Source organism: Nostocoides sp. F2B08, assembly GCF_009184895.1.
In the GTDB taxonomy this organism is placed as follows: Bacteria; Actinomycetota; Actinomycetes; order Actinomycetales; family Dermatophilaceae; genus F2B08.
Map to the genome: position 1 here is coordinate 52073 of NZ_WESE01000012.1, position 17410 is coordinate 69482.

General features: G+C 66.5%; 15 protein-coding genes. 11 read left to right on the top strand and 4 right to left on the bottom strand.

Features of this window, described 5'->3' with window-relative positions; all coding sequences use genetic code 11:
- Positions 1-43: 43 nt before the first annotated feature.
- From GA707_RS18770 to GA707_RS18780, 3 genes are all read right to left on the bottom strand, one after another.
- Positions 44-616: an SAF domain-containing protein gene (locus GA707_RS18770; protein ID WP_226963952.1), complete on the bottom strand. Its 573-nt coding sequence runs from the start codon at positions 614-616 to the stop codon at positions 44-46.
- 173 nt (positions 617-789) lie between these two features.
- Entirely contained in the window at positions 790-1404 is a 615-nt protein-coding gene (locus GA707_RS18775; RefSeq protein WP_152179993.1) for a hypothetical protein, read from the bottom strand.
- Positions 1401-2375: a ParA family protein gene (locus GA707_RS18780; protein WP_193315421.1), complete on the bottom strand. Its 975-nt coding sequence runs from the start codon at positions 2373-2375 to the stop codon at positions 1401-1403. The genes GA707_RS18775 and GA707_RS18780 overlap by 4 nt, the downstream gene beginning before the upstream one ends.
- A 478-nt stretch (positions 2376-2853) precedes the next feature.
- Between GA707_RS18780 and GA707_RS18785 the strand changes: the two genes are divergently transcribed.
- The 8 genes from GA707_RS18785 (at position 2854) to GA707_RS18815 (ending at position 13272) form a co-directional block, all read left to right on the top strand.
- Complete coding sequence (locus GA707_RS18785; protein ID WP_226963953.1) at positions 2854-3507, top strand: hypothetical protein; 654 nt, start codon at positions 2854-2856, stop codon at positions 3505-3507.
- Between the two features lie 609 nt (positions 3508-4116).
- Entirely contained in the window at positions 4117-4296 is a 180-nt protein-coding gene (locus GA707_RS18790) for a hypothetical protein (RefSeq protein WP_152179995.1), read from the top strand.
- A 440-nt stretch (positions 4297-4736) separates the two neighbouring features.
- Positions 4737-9899 (top strand): hypothetical protein, encoded by a 5163-nt coding sequence (locus GA707_RS18795; RefSeq protein ID WP_226963954.1) that lies wholly within the window; start codon positions 4737-4739, stop codon positions 9897-9899.
- Positions 9899-10495: a helix-turn-helix domain-containing protein gene (locus GA707_RS18800; RefSeq protein ID WP_152179997.1), complete on the top strand. Its 597-nt coding sequence runs from the start codon at positions 9899-9901 to the stop codon at positions 10493-10495. The genes GA707_RS18795 and GA707_RS18800 overlap by 1 nt, the downstream gene beginning before the upstream one ends.
- A gap of 196 nt (positions 10496-10691) precedes the next feature.
- Positions 10692-11186 carry a hypothetical protein gene (locus GA707_RS18805; protein WP_226963955.1) on the top strand — a complete coding sequence of 165 codons (495 nt, stop codon included), beginning with the start codon at positions 10692-10694 and terminating at the stop codon, positions 11184-11186.
- A 137-nt stretch (positions 11187-11323) separates the two neighbouring features.
- On the top strand, positions 11324-12211 hold the full coding sequence (locus GA707_RS18810) for a hypothetical protein (RefSeq protein WP_152179999.1): 888 nt from the start codon (positions 11324-11326) through the stop codon (positions 12209-12211).
- 20 nt (positions 12212-12231) lie between these two features.
- Entirely contained in the window at positions 12232-12390 is a 159-nt protein-coding gene (locus tag GA707_RS20985; RefSeq protein WP_193315422.1) for a hypothetical protein, read from the top strand.
- 234 nt (positions 12391-12624) lie between these two features.
- On the top strand, positions 12625-13272 hold the full coding sequence (locus GA707_RS18815; protein WP_226963956.1) for an A24 family peptidase: 648 nt from the start codon (positions 12625-12627) through the stop codon (positions 13270-13272).
- Between the two features lie 143 nt (positions 13273-13415).
- Here the strand turns inward: GA707_RS18815 and GA707_RS18820 are convergent, their stop codons facing one another.
- Entirely contained in the window at positions 13416-13865 is a 450-nt protein-coding gene (locus GA707_RS18820) for a hypothetical protein (RefSeq protein ID WP_152180000.1), read from the bottom strand.
- 134 nt (positions 13866-13999) lie between these two features.
- Between GA707_RS18820 and GA707_RS18825 the strand changes: the two genes are divergently transcribed.
- From GA707_RS18825 to GA707_RS18835, 3 genes are all read left to right on the top strand, one after another.
- Entirely contained in the window at positions 14000-14530 is a 531-nt protein-coding gene (locus tag GA707_RS18825) for a WhiB family transcriptional regulator (protein WP_226963957.1), read from the top strand.
- Positions 14531-14727: 197 nt separating this feature from the next.
- Positions 14728-15171 carry a hypothetical protein gene (locus tag GA707_RS18830; RefSeq protein WP_226963958.1) on the top strand — a complete coding sequence of 148 codons (444 nt, stop codon included), beginning with the start codon at positions 14728-14730 and terminating at the stop codon, positions 15169-15171.
- A 119-nt stretch (positions 15172-15290) separates the two neighbouring features.
- Entirely contained in the window at positions 15291-17408 is a 2118-nt protein-coding gene (locus tag GA707_RS18835) for a site-specific DNA-methyltransferase (RefSeq protein ID WP_152180002.1), read from the top strand.
- Positions 17409-17410 lie beyond the last annotated feature (2 nt).

A 17410-nucleotide genomic window follows, 5' to 3' on the forward strand; every position in this document is an offset into this window, starting at 1 on the left:
AGGGGATCCGTTGGCGGAGGTCAGGACGATGAGCGCCACGAAGTCACTCCCGGCTGTCCAGGACGATCGCAACCTTGCCGGTGGCCGCACGAGCCGCCAGCAGCGGCCCACCGTCGGTGGGCACCTGGACGTTGACGATCGCATTGCCCGTGGTCTCGTCGCGGGCGACACCCACGACCACGGCCTCGATCGAGTCCGGCTCACCGGTGGGCATCTCCCCCTGCTGTCCAGTCGTCACTACGACTCTGACCTTGTCTCCGGCGCGGACCTGATCGGCTGGCAGCATCCCCGCAGTCAGGGCGATGCCGACGACTGAGGAACCTGCGGCCGGCAGCGCCTGATCGGTGACCTGATCCTGGGTGACCACTCCCCCGGCGGACATGTCGAGCGCCGCGTACTTGCCGACCACACTCTCGGCGCGATCGGCAGGGAGCGGGCGCAGCGCCGGATCCACGCTGATGTTCACGGTCATGAGGTCGTCGGCGGTGATCACCTCGCCCCGCTCGATGGTCTGACGGACAGCTAGGACGCTGCGGGTGTCGGAGGTGGACTGGTAGGCCCACAGACTGACCAGGGCGCCCAGGCTGATCGCGGCTACGGAAGCCGCGATCAGCACCGGACGTCGGCGCAGCTTCGGCGGCGGCGCGAACTGCTGACCAGGCGCCGAAGCCGGTTCCCCGTCTGAGGGGTTCTTTCGCTGTTGCCGCCGAGGCTCGGTGGCGGAGGTTGTGGTCGACATGGGGCTGGTCGGGCCTTTCGGGTTGGTTGGGGTCTGGTTCTAGCTCGGATTCAGCTGTCGCCGAAGAAGTCGCTCAGTGCCGCCGTGATGAGGTGCCCTCGGGAGCTGGCGCCGAACTCGTCGACGAGCTTGTCCAAGGTGGCGAAGTCGGCCTCGCGGAGTCTGTAGTTCAGGGGGGTCAACGGGCCGTCGTTCTGGCGCGATGCGCGGCCTCGGCGAGAGGCGAAGAGCCCACCGCCGGCGGTTGCCGCAGGATGGATGAGGTCCTTCAGGCGGGGGTAGGCGTTCTCGATGGCGACGATGATGACCTCGCCGTGAGAGAGCCCGTCTGCCTTGCACTTGCCGACCAGCGGCTCCAGCAGGGCCACAGGGATGTGCACGTTGGACGGGCGGACCCTGTCCTCCGGGCCCTTCAGCGCAGCCTCAGCCGACTGGGAGGAGGTGGACGGGGTTGAGGACCTTATGACGGCTGCAGGAGACTCAGCGGTCCGGACAGGGGGCTCCGTGGGCTTCTTCCCGCGGAGGGCGAGGTTGGCTGCGGTCGCAGGCTTCGAGGTGCGGCGAGGGGGAAGCAGCGGCGCAGGCGCATCTTCCATGGGGCTGTCCTCGAAGTTGGCAAGACGGCCGGGCGGGATCTCGCGGGCCGAGCCTGTTCCGGTTGTCATGCTTTCGCTCCTGCCAGGTACGAGGTTTCAGACTCGGCGGCGGAGATCCTTGCGCAGATCTCCGCGGCGAGTCGGTCGTAGTCGCCGGCCACGGAGTCCGCCGTGCCGGAGAGCGCGACGGGCAGGGGGATGACATTGTCTGCGGAGCCTTCGCCTCGTCGACGGGCGCTGAGCGCCTCGAGCCTTTCGGCGCGATTGGCGTCGGCGTCGGCAGCGAGCTCGTGGGCAAGCTGGCCTCGATAGCGGCAGTCGTGGGCAGAGCTTTCCGAGTGCCGGATGTAAGCCTGGAGCAGCGGGACCGTCTCCCCCACTTCCTCAAGTCGCACCTTGGTGTTGCGCATGACCCGGGTCGCCTGCGGGTTGTGAGCGGTGACAACCACCCCTAGGTAGGTCAAATCAGGATTGATGGCTCGGGCCCGCTTGACCCGGGGACCGACCCCGAGGAGGCCATCCCACGAGCCAGGGTCAGTCTTGGTCGGGATGAGCACCCACCGGGAGGCGGTCAACGCCATGTCCTGCAGGTCTCCGTTGCCGGGAGGGCAGTCCAGCAGGATCAGGTCGTAGTCGTCGGCCACCGCGGCGAGTCGTGCCGCGAACTCGGTGGTGATCGACCCAGTCGGTAGCTCATCTGACATCGACGACTTGGCCAGGGAACTGAGCATCTCCAGGGCACGACCTCCGAAGACCATGTCCAGGTTGGGTCGGACGTTGCGCACGATCTGAAGGTCCGCGCCGGACCAAACGGCATCGACGACGCTCTTTCCGGCGTCATCCTCCTCGGCCTGTGTCATACCCAGGTCCATCTTGAGGTTGCCGCTGATGTCGAGGTCGATCACCAGTACACGCATGCTCTTGGCCAGGCACCCGGCCACGTTGGCCACAATGCTCGTCTTCAGCACGCCGCCCTTGCCGTTGATGACCGCGACCACACGGCTCAGTGCGGTCACGTCCGGCAGTTCCGGTTCGGACATCCGTCCCTCCATCACGCTCATGCCCGTGGAAGGTGAGTCGAGGGCACACCCTGTGACACGCGAGTGTCGGATGAGGGCCAACTGCTCCCTCTCGGTGCGACGACTGACCACCAACGGACGGTCTCTAGTGGGCCCACTTTGGCTTCACCTATCCCCCACTGTCGCATCGTTGTGGGTCAGCAGGCCGCACGCTGACCCCCCGTGTCCCCTAGCAATCTGTCAGCGGACTCTTTGCAAGGGGTCCAGAAACCCTCTGTTAGGCATCAACTATGGCTTGCTATGCGCTTAGTGACCAACGAGTCAATAGTCAACAGACCGCTTGTTAGGGGTCTTTTAGTGGTCTGTTGCCTGTCTACTGTTTAAGTGGTGTGCAAGTGGTGTGCCAGTGGTGTGCTGCTGGTGGCTCACCGGTTGTGCGCGCGGTGGGAGGCCGGTGTGCCTCTGGTGGGGGAGTGGTGTGTGGCTGCATGATGGAGCTATGACCGCCGCGGCCGCGCAACTACGAGAGCCATCCGACTGGCTTGAGGACATGACCTGGCACCGGCGTATGTACGACCAGTCCAAGTTTCGCTGGGTACCGGAAGACCCGATGTCGATCGCGTTGACCTGGACCAAGGGCCGCATTGAGTTCACCACCGCCCGGCACCTGCGTCAGCTCGACCTCCAGCTGCACGCCCTTCGTGAGTACGCCGCCGGGATCCAGGACGCCATGCTTGACCCCCTGGCGCTGGCACAGCAGCGCTGCACCCGACAGGACTACCAGGCAGGGCTTGAGCTTGTGGGTATGACCCACACAGACGTCGAGATCCTCCGGCGCAGCGCCCTCGGGGGCAGGATCCGGAACCATCCAGAGGCAAGGCGGGCCCTGCGGGGGATACCGCTACCCAACCCCTTCAGTCAGGTGTGGGAGCTTCGCCAGATGCACGGCATGTACGCAGCCGCCGACGACATCCTCGAGGACACCTTCTGCGACCTCGCCGCCGATCTCGCGAACGAGCGAGGCTGGGACAGCCTGGTCCCGAGCACCGTGCGCCACTACACCGGCAACGGCATCCGTCTACGTGTTGAGCAACAGCGTCGCAACCGCGGTCTCCCAGGCGATTCCCGCCGGCGTGTGGAGCAGCGCTACTAAACCCGCGCGTCTCCCCAGCGAGACAGACCCCCTGCCGAACGCAGTTCGGTGCCGGGGGGGGTGAACTGTTCTCCAACCCTTGCAGAACGACCTCCCCTTGTTCTACTCCTCACTTCCCACCTACGTTTCCCACGTCGTTTCCCCCCTCGGTGGGAAGTGAAAAACACCCTCCCACCTGCACACATACCCTCACTTCCCACGTTTCCCACTAAATCCAACACCGTGTCTGCGCGTGTACGCGCGCGAGGCTCTGATTTGACGGCGAAGAGTGTGTGCGGCGGCGGCAGCTTCTGCAGCAGATGCGCTGCATGACGGCGCCTCTCAGACGCTCGGGCGAGCCGCGCGCTCTAAGCCTCAGCGTCGCTCGACTTGTCCGGCACCGTCACCGTCGACGGACCTCAGCGAACAACGATCAGGTCCCCGATGTCACACACCTCCCCAGGGCGCACCTTCCGCACCCATGACGGACTCTGGGCTCTCAGCTGCAGCGACACGCCGGTGTGAGGCCATATCCCTGATTCAGAGTCACACGGCCGCTAGGAATGACTCATGTCGTCATTGCGGAGGAAGCCGGGTCCAAAGCCAAAGGGCGTTCGCAAGCAGTTCACGATGCGCCTTCCCGCGGACCAGTTCGCGGTCTACAAGGCCGAGGCCGAGCAAAGAGGGACGTCCCTGGCTGACTACCTCACCGAGGTGCTGGCTAGGGGACACGGCCTCCCTGAACCCGAGTATCTGCATCGACGCCACGACGAACACCAGCAGGTGCTACCCCTCACGGGAACTGGCTGAAAGGACCCCAGACAACAGAGAACGCCACCCCCGATGCTTGGCGGCTGAATGGGGCGGCGTCTCCTACTACGAAAGGCTGATGTGGCCTCGGCAACTCCGAGGTTACCTGATGCAGCATCAGGTAACCCCTCACTCGCGCTTCGGCGTGTCCCTCCCTTGTGATGGGAGGTGACCACGCTGTGACTGAACCGAGCCGCCAAGCTGGCGGTAGCGGACCTCGCTCCTCCCTCGATCGCGTTGTGACCGCGATCGAGGCGCGAGGCTTGCCCACCGCATCGCCTCGTCAGAACAGCGTCATGGCGGGGTGCCCGGTTCACGATGAGAGCACCCCCTCACTGCACATCACCTGGCGCAGCGGGCCCCGCGGGGGAGGGGTGCTGCTCTACTGCCACGGATGCCAGGCGCAAGCGGATCAGATCGCCGAGGCCATCGGCTTGACGATGAGCGATCTGTTCGACGAGCCCCTACCCGAGCGGGACCGCAGCCTGTACCGGGTCGGGAAGAGTCCCGCGCGCCGACGCGCGGGACAGCGACGGGGCAAGCTGGGCAAGCTCCCCACGCTGCTGCCCAAGCCTCCAGCCGCCGCCACCCCCGAGGTTGATCACCAGTGGGTGGAGATCGAGCGCTACCCCTACCTCGACCATGAGGGCCGCCTGGTGCAGGAGGTTCTCCGCGAGGAGTGCACCGCCGAGGGCAACCGGCACAAGCAGTTCCGCCAGCTGTTTGTGACCCGTGAAGGGCGCCGGGTCAGGCGCAAGCCCGAGGGCTTCTACCCGGTGCTCTACCGGGCGCCCCAGGTCGCCGCAGCGGTCAAGGCGGGCCAGGAAGTCTGGCTGCTTGAGGGGGAGAAGGACGTTCACACCGCCGAGAGGCTTGGACTGGTTGCCACGACGAACACTCAGGGCGGCAAGAGCTTCCCGGCGGACCTGGTGGATGAGTTCGCCAACGCACTGGTCGTGGTCGTCCTTGACCGCGATTCCACCGGTTGGGCCCGCGGGGTCGACCTGCATGCCAAACTCACCGCCGTAGGCGCGACCGTCCGTTTACGTCTACCCGACCTGACCGAGCCCAAGTCCGACCTGACCGACCATGTCGACGCGGGCAAGGCGCTCGACGAACTGCAGTGGGTCGAGGTCGAAGAGGTCGCGATCTGGCACGAGCTGATGTCGGTGCAGGGCGAGTTCCGCTCGTTGCAGCAAGCCATCGAGGAGGCGCAGGGACGCTGGGCGTTGGCCGAGGACGGGCAGGACGTCGAGGACAACCGGCGGTTCGCCAAGCGGTGGGCGTTGGAGAGCCAGATCCGCCAAGAGGCCCTGCGTGATGTGGTCGACAAGATCTGCGCACGGGGAATGCGCATCGGCACCGCCTGGGTGGGCGAAGCCCTTGAGATCGCCGAGAACCTGCTCCTCGAGGGGACCGAGGCCGCGCGCCGCTGCCACCTGCTCGTCCAGGTTCCCGTGCCGGAGTCGCTGCGACTTGCGACCCCCGCCTCAGACGGGACGCCGGCGGAGAACGATCCGCCCAAAGCCTCAGTGACCGAGGTCGTCACCGACGACAGCGACTGGTTCGGGCACAAGGGTGTCGGCTCGGACAACACCCCCTTCCGGGTTCTGGGCGGCAAGATCGTGCAGTGGGAGCCAGACCGCTCCAGCCGTCGGCAGCGCGAGGACTGGGACGAGGACGACGGCGAGGCCGGCAAGTTCAAGACCCTCCTCTCCATGGTGGTGAAGGTTTCCTGTCGGGAGTACCTGGAGGTCGAGCACGACCACGACGTCGAAGACACCGAGCTCATGGGCCGCTCCACACCGACTAAGCGGCAGGTGAGCGCACCCAAGACGCTGATCGCAGTTCGACTGCGATACCCCGACGAGGTCACCGGGGAGCTGCTGGAGATTCGGGTCATGGCCGACCAGTGGCGCGACCACTCCTGGCTGGAGTCGCTGCCCGGTCCGCCGGACTACGACCACAAGCGCGCCGGCCTCGACCAGCTGCAACGAGCCATCCTCGCGATCAGCGAAAACGTCGTCGACGAGGTGCTCTACCGCGCAACCGGATGGCGGGAGAATCCCGACGGGACCCACAGGTTCATCCACCGGCGCGGGGCGATCTCCGCAGCCGGGCACGAGGATGTCGAGGTCGCCTTCTCCGGGCCGATCGAGCGTTACAACCTGCCTGACCCTGTCCGTGATCCGGTAGCGCTCCGCACCGCGTGGCAGTCCGCGTCGGCCACTATGTTGGACCGGCTCCCCGTGCGCATCGCAGCCCCGCTGCTCGGCCAGGTCTTCAGGGCGGTCATGGGCCACAACCCTTGGGTGCTCACCCTCGTCGGACCGCCCGGGTCCTACAAGACCTCAGTGGCCGCCAAGGCCATGCAGCACTTCGGTGAGCGATGGGAGCACAAGAAGCCCGCCTCCTCGATGTCCGGCAACGGTGACACCTTCAACGCGCTGCGCTTCAAGCTGCACAACGCCAAGGACTGCCTCTACTGGATGGACGACTTCGCGCCCACCCGCAGCTGGCTGGAGGCACAGAAGCACCTCGAGGAGACCGCCCGGCTCATCCACAACCAAGAAGAGCGGTCCCGATCGTCCAGAGACGGTTTGTCCATCAGCGACGGCACCGGGCCGCGGGCCAGCGGCCTGTGCACCTCCGAGGTCATGCCCCGGCCGGGGTCTGGCGCCGAGCGGATGCTGGTTGTTCCATTGGCCAAGGAGGACGTCGACACCGCGCTGTTGTTCCCGCTCGACGAACAGCTCTCGCGGCACCAGCGGGCTCTGGTGATGGCGTCCTACATCTCCTGGCTGGCCGGGGACCTGGTGGGCAAGCGCACGCACTACATGAAGATCGCCGACGACTACGCCGACGTGCTGGTCGAGCGGGCGGGGGAGAGCGTGCGGCAGGCCGCGGCGATCTCCCACATCTGGGTCGGCTGGGTCGCCATGAGCGACTTCCTGCTCCAAGCGGGCGCGATCACCGCCCAGGAGCGCACACTCACTCTCCGGCGCGTAGACGAGGGACTACACGAGGCCGGCCGGGCTGCGGTCAACCCCGATATGCCCCGCACCACCGGCGCCCGAGCCCGTGAGCTGCTCGCCTACGCGCTGCGCCAAGGCATCGCCTACGTCGACGATGTCAGGACCGGTGAGTGCCCGCCATGGCCCCTAGCCGGCCGCTTGGGCTGGCGACGAACGGTCACCGAGACCGACATGGCCGGCTCGCCAAGCAAGTACCGCCTCGAGCGCAACGGCATCCGCCTGGGATACGTCATGCACGACCCCGGCCCGAAGGACCGCGGCCGGGTCCTCATGTGCGAGTCCACCCAGCTCGAGGCCGTCCTCAAGGCTGCCTCGGCCACCCAGGCCGAGAAGCTGGAGATCGACCGCAACACCGCCTGCCGGGCCCTGCACGATGAGCACGTCCTGATCCCCGACACATCCGAGGGCCGAACCCGTCACACCGTCAAGTGCCGCATCCACGCTGAGGAGCGGGATGCTCGCATGGTCACCCTCTACCTCGACCGGGTCATCGGCGAGGAGGACGACGAGGTGGACAACGGTCCGGAGGATGACGGCAACGCACCGGACGACGGACCCCAAGGCGACGACGGTGGACACAGCCCCGACACCGGCGGAGCCGACCCGGTACTGCAGATCCCTGGCCTGGACAGCGAGGACCCACAACCGGTGGACGCCGCGCGCAGCACGACCCAGTCTGGGAACAGTGCCGACGCCAACCACGCCGGCGACAGTGAAGGGACTGACCATCCCAGCGAGGAGAACCCAATGAGCGAGGCTGTGTTCACCCCGCGACCGCACACCGACCTCGACGGGGTCGTGGGCTGGACCGAGCAGATCCCACCCGCCGACGACGCGCCCAGCGGGCAGACCGTCGAGTGCGTCGTGTGCGGGGTGCGCAGTGGCGTGGTCATCTCCGGGACCCGTGTGCACACCGTCTGCTGGGAGGGCAGCACCGCCACCGAGCGGGCCTCTCAGACCCCCATCGGCCACCCGTGGAAGCGAAGCCGCCAGCCCGCCGGTCAGTCACAGCCGCAAGAGGCACCCGACGTGGTCGACGTGGCGGCCGCACAGGTGCAGGATCCTGTACCTGCGGCACCGTCGTCGCGGGCACGCACCAGTGCAGCCAAGACTGCTGACGACAACTCCAAGTTCCGTGCGGCCGCAGCCGTCGTCGATGTTGACGGGATCTGGCTCAGTAACGGTGAGTTCATGGAGATGCCAGGGGAGGGGCCCCAGCACGCCGGCGACCTGGTCCGCCTGGCCCAGTGGCTCTCACTTGGCACCACAGTCACCAAGTACCTGGACGCGGCCGCTCAGGTGTGGGTCGGAGACGACCTGGCTCGGCGTATGGGCATCGACGTCGAGACGATCGCCAAGGCATCCGAGCAGGATAGGGACAAGGTCACCCGAGAGGTCAGCGCAAGCAGCACTGCCGTTACCGCTGCCCGAGGCGCCGGGTACAGCTTCGGCGGGAAGAACGGGGACGCGCTCGGGCGCTGGACGCGGCTTTGGAAGGGGTCCGAGAAATCGGTGTGGGTGGTCTTACTCGCAGCGATCAGCCGGGACGACACCAACGTCGCGCTCATGCGCGACGAGCCGGATCACGCCGCGCTCGCTCGACGTATCGGGCTTCTCGCCGACGCTCTCGGCCACCCATACCAGCTGTCGGGATCCACCACCGGTCTGGACCTGATGACCACCCTGCGGCACCGCGACCGTGACCGGTTCTTCCCCGTCCTCGAGCCGTGCCCTCCCGCTCAGGTGAGCAACGTGGAGGCCGACATCTCCTGGTGCAGGCCGCCAACCGACGAGGAGCTCACCCACGAGTGGATCCACGCCTACGACCGTTCCGGCTCCTACCTTGCCGGCGTCAGCGGCCTTGAGCTTGGCGTCGGCGCACCGACCCACCACCCGGACGGGACCGCATTCGTGCCCAGGATGCCCGGCTACTGGAGGGTGGAGATCCCCGAGACCGGAGACTGGCGGATGCCCCACCCCCTCGACCCTCGCGGGCTGCACGCCGGCAAGGTGCGCTGGGTGACCACCCCGGCGATGGAGTTCGCCGGCGAGCAAGGCTACGAGCCCGAGGTCGTCGAGGCCTACACCTGGTCCGAGCGGGCTCGGATCCTCGACCCTTGGTACGAGCGGATCCGGGACGCCAGAACCCGCCTGGACGTCGACGATGTCGACAGCCAGGTCGCGCGCGACCAGCTCAAGCAGATCTACGCGCCCACTATCGGGATGCTCGGCTCCAGCACCCACATGAGCGGCCGTGTCGGGTATGCGCCGGAGAGACGGCACATGATCATCGCCAAGGCGCGCACCAACATCCTGCGGCGGATCACCACCATCGGCAACGAGACGGGGCGCTACCCGGTCGCTGTCATCGCTGACACCGTCCTCTACACCTCCCCGGATCCAGACCCTCTCACCGCCTGGCCCGGGGGCCAACGGTGGCTGGGCCGCGAGCTCGGCCGGTACAAGGTCGAAGGCAGTGCCCGCCTCCACGAGCATCTGGAGTTCCTGACCGGCGGAAACTACAAAGGTAAGGACGCCATCGTCCAGCGCGATGCCGGGGCTGAGTGATGAGCGACCTTCGCGGCAAGCTCTTCACCGCCCTGACCGGCCGTAAGGCCGACGTCTCCGGACAGGCCGGGGGAGACCTGCGCGGCATGCTCATTGCCGTCGGCGGAACCTCCCGCCGCACCAAGTCCGGCATTGACCTGACCCAAGCGGCCAAAACCCTGGGCGTCTCACGACGCACCGTCGAGCGATGGGTCAAGACAGAGCAGACCGGCGCCGGTCAGCGTCCTTCAGCGCAGCACGCCAAGTCTCTGGCCACCAAGGCGCGTCAGGCTGCGACCACCAAAGCCGGCAGGCGAGCAGCCCTGGCCGGCTCCACGATGCGGCAAGCCATCGCCAGCCGAGGCGCCCGCCTCTCGATCACCGGCGTCCAAGGGCCGCACGCCGCGGGGCGGGACTACATGCGCAACCGGACCACCCAGCTCGAGCTGGACCCTGCCGAAGCCGAAGCCATGATGAACGCTTGGGAGAATGGCGGGGAGAAGGGCTTCATGGCGTGGGCCACCGGCCACTGGGGCAACGAGTACCTCGACGACTGGAAGTTCGATGCTGTCGACGGCATCGACATCGAGAGGCCTTACGGCGGTGGATGGCGATGACCACCCGCCGGGGCGGCAACCGGAAGAGCATCTGATGGCCCCCGTCTGGACCAGGTCGCGACTGGAACGGGCCATGTGCCTGCGGTTCGGATTCGGCCATGACCAGGTGTCGCCAGACACTGCAGCCGCGGCCGCGGCGATGGGAGTCACCAGGCGCACCGTGCAGCGTTGGCTGCACGCCAAGCACGGTCGCTCCGTGGCCCACATCCCCGCCAAGCGGCTCGAGCAGCTGATCGAGCTGCTGCTCCCTCGAGCCGAGACCCTGGCGCGCGAAGAGCAGCAGGCGCGCTACGCATACAAGGCCATCGACGGTCTGCGTCTGCCCCGCAAGATGGGGATCAAGCCCGCGTGGGAGAAGCAGCGCTGGCTTGAGACACACAGGGTTGTGGTCCTTCAGATCCCCGTCGGCCACCTGAGAATCCGCCAGCTCGCCATCACCCGGGACGAGCCGAATCGAGTCGCCGAGTTGGCGCGGCGGGGCAAGGTCGTCGACGAAGCCCTGGTCCCGACACGATTCCACGCCACCGTGTTGGTGCACGAGACACTGGCGCAGCTGGGCCCCTGGCGGTTCCAGGCTGGCGATGACCAGGTCGTTCAGGGATTCACCCAGGCATGGATGGCTGAGGGCACCACCCCGAAGACCCACTTGAGCTCCGCCGCGCTACTACTGACCCGAGCACGTCGGCGATGATCGCCAGCCCTCCCCGTCAGTGGCATTACGGCGGGTCAGCGGCCTCATCCTTCATCCTGGCCCTGGCTGTCACAGAGCGTGGCCGGTGGGTACCTTCCACCACCACCAGCCCACCGCGAAGGAAAAGGAGCCGAACGATGCCAAGGAAGGGCCACCCCGATTACGCGGTAGACCCGGACCGTGGCTCTAGCGCGTCACCGGCCAAGAATGCCCGCCTGGTCGACCTCGACGAGCACCTTGACCGAAGCCAGAGCCGTGCCGGGCTGCGGGACCTGGATTCCATGACCGAGGGCATGAGTGGACTGAGCCGGATGCAGAAGGACCGCGAGCGGCTCTTCCCTCGCGGCACAAACGCTGACCTGGGCGACTCGCGGATGCGGCGTCAGCTACCCCAGGAAGGTCAGGAGCGTAGGCCGCTGTCCTCGCGTCAGCGCAACGAGCGCAGCAAGGACCGCCATGACGCCCAGGCAACCATGCCGCTGACCCAGTTGCGCGCGCAGAAGGACCTGGTCACCCGGCCGGAACGGTGGCGGGATCTCAACGACCAACTGTCAGCCGGCACCGGGGACGTTCAGGCGCTCACCGAGAAAGACCAGGAGCAAGTGCGACGGGTCGACCGCGCAATCCAGTCCTACGAGCGTCACAACGACCGTGGGCACGTGCTCTACAGCAACGTCCGCATGCCCTACTACATCAACCATCAGAACCTGCCTGGGTTCCTGCGCAACAACTTCGGCGCCGGTGACCGCGTCGCCTTCGACCGGTTCACTCATGCCACCCACCAGTTGCACGAGACCGCCGGCTACGTCAACGACCCGGACGGGCGGGTCGCGGTGTTCGAGCTACAGACCCGGCGCGGCGCCTACCTGGGACAGTCGGACAAGAAGGACAACACTCAGCACCTGCTGCCTCGGGGGATGGAGCTCGAGGTGGTGGGGGTGCAGGAGGCGTCCTACCGTGCGCCCGACGGATCCACCGGGTCCCGCATGGTCGTGCAGCTGCGCGATGTCACCCCCGAGAGTTGATCACCACAAGGAGAGCAGTCATGACCGAGACCAACGACGACGCAGCCCAAGCGGCCGAGCGATCCGAGCGAGAAGAGATGTTCGGGTTCCACCCTGAGATCCTCAGTGAGGCCGCGGGCCTTCCCCGCAAGGTCGCCGGGCGGGTCTACGAAGACCCCACCGCGGCCGAGCGCAGCTGACGCGCTGGCTGGCATGCCGAGACAACCGACCGGGTCGGACCTGCTGACGAGATGGGCCCACTCCCACCCTCGTCAGAGCGTGTGCCCGGGGTGCGAGAAGGACTGCTGCCGTACTGGCCTGCCGCAGCTGGTCTACACCTTCGAGAGCTGCCAGTGCTCGTCCTCTTCCTACCCGCACCTGATGGAGCAGATCTGGCATCGGGTGTGCTTGGCGGCTGGTGAGGCGGGCCCGGCGTGAACCTGGCGAGCACCCTCATCGGCGCGGCCGCGGGCATGGGGGCCGGGGTGGCCCTGTGGGTGTGGCTGCGCACGGGAAGGTACCGCCTCAGTGAGGACGCCCCTCGTCTGAGCCTGGCCCATACGCGGATCGTTATCCCGGCCGCGGCCGCGGCCGGAGCCCTCGCTGGGGTGCTGGATGACCCATGGCTGGTGATCGCTGCGTGGGTCTACCTCGTCGGGTCGGTGGTGGTGGTCTGGATCGACCTGGACGTGCACCGCATCCCAGACCGTCTGCTGAGCTGGTGGGCCCCGGCCCTGCTCGCCTCTCTGGTCTTGGCCACAGCTATGGGTGGTGGGGGCTGGGGAATGCTCGTGACCGCACTGCTTTCCGGCGCAGCCCTGACGGTGCTGTTCCTGGTCCTGGCGCTGGTCGGGTCGATGGGACTGGGCGACGTCAAGCTCGCCGGAGTGACCGGACTCATGCTCGGCGCGCTCGGATGGGCCGCCCTGACTACCGGTGTGGCCGCCGGGTTTGCCGCCGGCGCTGTCGCCGCCCTCTGGATGCTGGTACGTGGTGCTCGGGCGAGCAGCCATCTTGCCTTCGGGCCGGCCATCATCGTCGGAGCGGCCGCAGCAATCGCCAGGGCCGGCCTCGCCGGGTGAGGGTGTCCCCGGCCGGTGACCCTTGCACCTTCCCCGGGCGTGAAGCCTCGCCTACTGATTGCGGTGGTCGTCCTCGCACTACCTACGCAGTGGCCGTGACCCGAGCCGATGGGCAATGCCTTGGGCGTGGCGGGCAGCCGCTGCTAGTCGGCTGGGGTAGCCAAGTGTCTGTAGCGCTTGTGCACCCCGGCAGTGCTGCGTGCGAGCCCGTCGTGCTCCACTAGGAGCGTGGTGATGGTGCGCCATGACAGGCCGCTTCCCAACGCCCTCGTGATCACGAGCTCGAGGTCGACACCCTGATCCAAGGCGAGTCGGGCTTCGCCTACGGCACGGTTCCACGCCAGGCGCGGGTGGTCCGCCAACCATCTCTCGACCTCGTCGGCGTCGAATGCTGCCGGGGCGGTCCTGGATACGGACGGCAGGGGTGCCGGCATCCCCACCGTCAATCGGGGCTTGGTCAACGTCGACTCGGCGCGGCGAGCCTGCGCGGGGGCGGCTCGAAGGGATGAGCGAGAGGGCCGCTCACCGACGATCTCCTCAATCCGAGATGCCAGCTCCTCGTAGCCATAGGTGACCTGCCGGGGGTCGCTCACGGGCTGCAGTCTACGGACACCACGAGCGACAGCCGGTTGGAGTTGACGGGTCGCAGCAAGTGCGAGAGGGTGGATCCATCGCTCCCACCAAGGGCGAGAACCGGACTGACCAGCCGGAGAGAGAGGGGAACCTCATGACCATCACGACCCATCACCGAAGCCTCACGACCTACACTGAGCTCACTGCGAGCATGCAGACTGACCCGGAGGCTCGTCACCACGGTGGCGCGGCCTCCGTGTCGTCTTCACGGCAGGCGTTCCCCGTCAGCGGCTCCAGGTGCGCGACTTTCCCCACCCACATGGAGTGGGTCCCCGACCGGGAACGGCGTGTCGTCCCCGACATGATGGCCGCCCTCTGCCGGCGCTGCCCGGCGCGGCAGAGCTGCCTGCTCTGGGCTTTGGCCGGGCAGGAGCAGGGCTACTGGGCAGGGACCACCAGCAACGATCGCGAGATCATGCTCCAGCTCGACCAGGACGATGTCGATACCGCCGACTGGTTACAGGACCTCGCACGCAACGAGCTCACCAACGGTGCGCTGCACCCCATCGGGGAGGGCGGCTATTTCTGGTACCGACGGCGCGGGTGCCGCTGTGGAGAGTGCAAGAGCGCCAACGCGCAGGCACGTGCCAAGGAGCGCGCCAAGGCCAAGGAGAAGGCGGCGTGACGACGACTCTCTGGATAGGCGAGACTCGGAGTAGTCCCTTACCCGACCCCGAGAAAAGCTGGCACAACACGATGGCCCTTATCGACAGCCCTTGGAGCCGACTTCGGAATCCGGCTCCAATCCCACCTGGATTCACCGCCCGGACCCTCATCGACCTCGACGACCTGGCCTTTGCTCAACTGATCCAGGCGCACCTGGTGCCACGCGACCAGGACCCGCAAGGGCGGCGGCTCTGGGAGAGGTTCTGGAGGGTCCTTCGTGAGGACGACCGGCTCGCTGACCGCACCTACGACGTGCTCGAGCAGTTCCTCAGCACCACGGAGGACGCCATCGAGAGCGGCAATCTCGATGACGCCGGCACCAAACGAGCCGAGAAGTTCACGCAGCAGTGCGAGATGAGCTGGCAGCGGGTCAACCGGGGCCGCGACCGCAACGGCGCCTTAGGTTGGGCCGGGCAGCACGCCACCGCCCACCCCCCGCAGTCTCGCCGCGTGATCGCCTCGCTGATCGCGGCGATCGCCAGGCATCGCGCAGACGTGCTGCGCGAGTTCGGCAAGCCCACCGCCTCAGACGCCGAGCTGTGGGACGTCATGGCCCGCCTTGGGCTCGATCCGCGCGACTACGACACCAGGGACCGCTGACACTCCACGCGCCACGCCGCCACGCCGCCACGCTCCCAAGCCGCGCCACGCTCCCAACGCAACACGAGCCGTAAGGTCATGGGCAGAACCCACCCACCACTTCGGGAGCTCACCACCCCATGGCCAACGACTTGAAGAACCTGCTGGACCGCGTCGAGCGGGTTGACAGGTCTCTGGCGTCTGAACTGCGCCAACAGATCAGCACCCTGGCCAGGCGTCGTGAGTTCGGGCTGAACTTCGAGAAGCACAAGCCGGAGACCGTCGAGTTATACGGAAGAACCGTTCGGGCCGGGGACAAGGTCCGGCTCCTCAACCCCCGAGGGCAGCACGGGCCCCGCGAGGACAGTCGCACCTGGCGAGTCAAGACCATCACCAAGGCCAAGGCTGGCCACCAGGCGCGACTCCAGGACCTCGAGGGTGACGACGAGCAGACCGCCCCGCTGGACGAGCTCGTGGTCATCGCCGACTTCCGCGACCCGATCTACCCCGGGCTGCGCTCAACCGGATCCATACGCCGAGGTGGGGACAAGCCACATCATGTGGTCATCAACGCCGAGAACTTCCACGCACTCGAGACGATGCTGTTCACCAGCCAAGGCGCCGTAGACGCGATTTACATCGACCCCCCCTACAACAGTGGCGCCAAGGACTGGAAGTACAACAACGACTACGTTGACGGCGAGGACGCCTATCGACACAGCAAATGGCTGTCCTTCATGGAGCGCCGACTCAAGCTCGCCCGCAAGCTGCTCAACCCCACCAACTCAGTTCTGATCGTCACCATTGATGAGAAGGAGTACCTGCGCCTCGGGCTGCTACTGGAGCAGACCTTCCCAGAGGCCAACATCCAGATGGTGAGCTCTGTCATCAATCCCAGTGGGTCACAGAGGCCATTGGGCTTCTGGCGCACAGACGAATACATCTTCTTCGTGGCTATCGGGAGCGCGGTGCCCAGTTCCTGGGTGACTGACATGACCAAGGAGGCCGGCGGCCCTGCGCAACGCCGAGCCATCTGGAACAGCCTGCGGCGACGCGGCGCTGGCAATCTGCGCGTTGATCGGCCGGGCTGCTTCTATCCGATCTACGTGAGAGACGGTTCCATCGTCGCCATCGGTTCACCGCTTAGTCCGCAAGAGCAGCCCGGGGACGAACCCGACGTGCCCGGTGCCACGGCCATGTACCCGATCAAAGAGGACGGCACTCAAGGTCGCTATGAGTGCAACCCCAAAACCGCCGAAGAACTCCGCCTGAAGGGATACCTGAGGCTGAAGGTGCACCGAGGTGAGCCGAGCATCCAGTACCTCAGAAAGTCTGAGATTCAGCGGCTGGCAACCGGTGAGCTGGTATCCCGTGGCCAGAACGAACAGGGATACCTAGAGATCGACTGGGGTGCGGAGGTTGCGCGCCAGGTCAAACCAAAGTCCGCCTGGAACATGCCGTCGCACGACGCAGACCAGAACGGTTCACGCATCAACCGACTCCTCATGCCAGATCGCAAGTTTCCGTACCCCAAGTCGCTCTACGCGGTGGAGGACGCTCTCAGGTTCTTCGTCGGCGACAAGCCAGATGCTCTCATCCTCGACTTCTTCGCTGGATCCGGTACGACGGCCCACGCCGTGATGCGTTTGAACAAGCAGGACAGTGGGTGTCGGCGCTCCATCTCGGTCACCAACAACGAGGTATCTGCGGCTGAGCAGAGGGAACTCCTGGCCAAGATGCTGCGCCCCGGTGATCCCGACTGGGAGGCTCTGGGGATCTGTGAGTACATCACCAAACCTCGACTCACTGCAGCGATCACGGGTCACACCTCCACCGGTGCTCCCATCAAGGGTGACTACAAGTCCATCGACGAGTTCCCTATGTCGGACGGGCTCGAGGAGAACGTTGAGTTCTTCACCCTGACCTACGAGGACCCCCGGGTCGTCGCGGCCGACCTCGGGTTCGAGGCCATTGCCCCCTTGTTGTGGATGCATGCCGGGGCTATTGGTGAGCAGATCATCGCCCGCACCGACACCTACGCGGTGGTCGACTCCTATGGGGTGCTCTTCGCCATCGACGCCGCGGGACCCTTCGCCAAGGCCGTCGAGTCGAAGAACTCGGTCCGAGTGGCATTCATCGTGACCGACGACGAGAAGCAGTTCCAGCGAGTGTCCGGACTGCTGCCCTCACAGGTCGAAACGGTTCGGCTCTATGAGTCGTACCTTCGGACCTTCGAGATCAACACCGGCAAGGAGTAAGC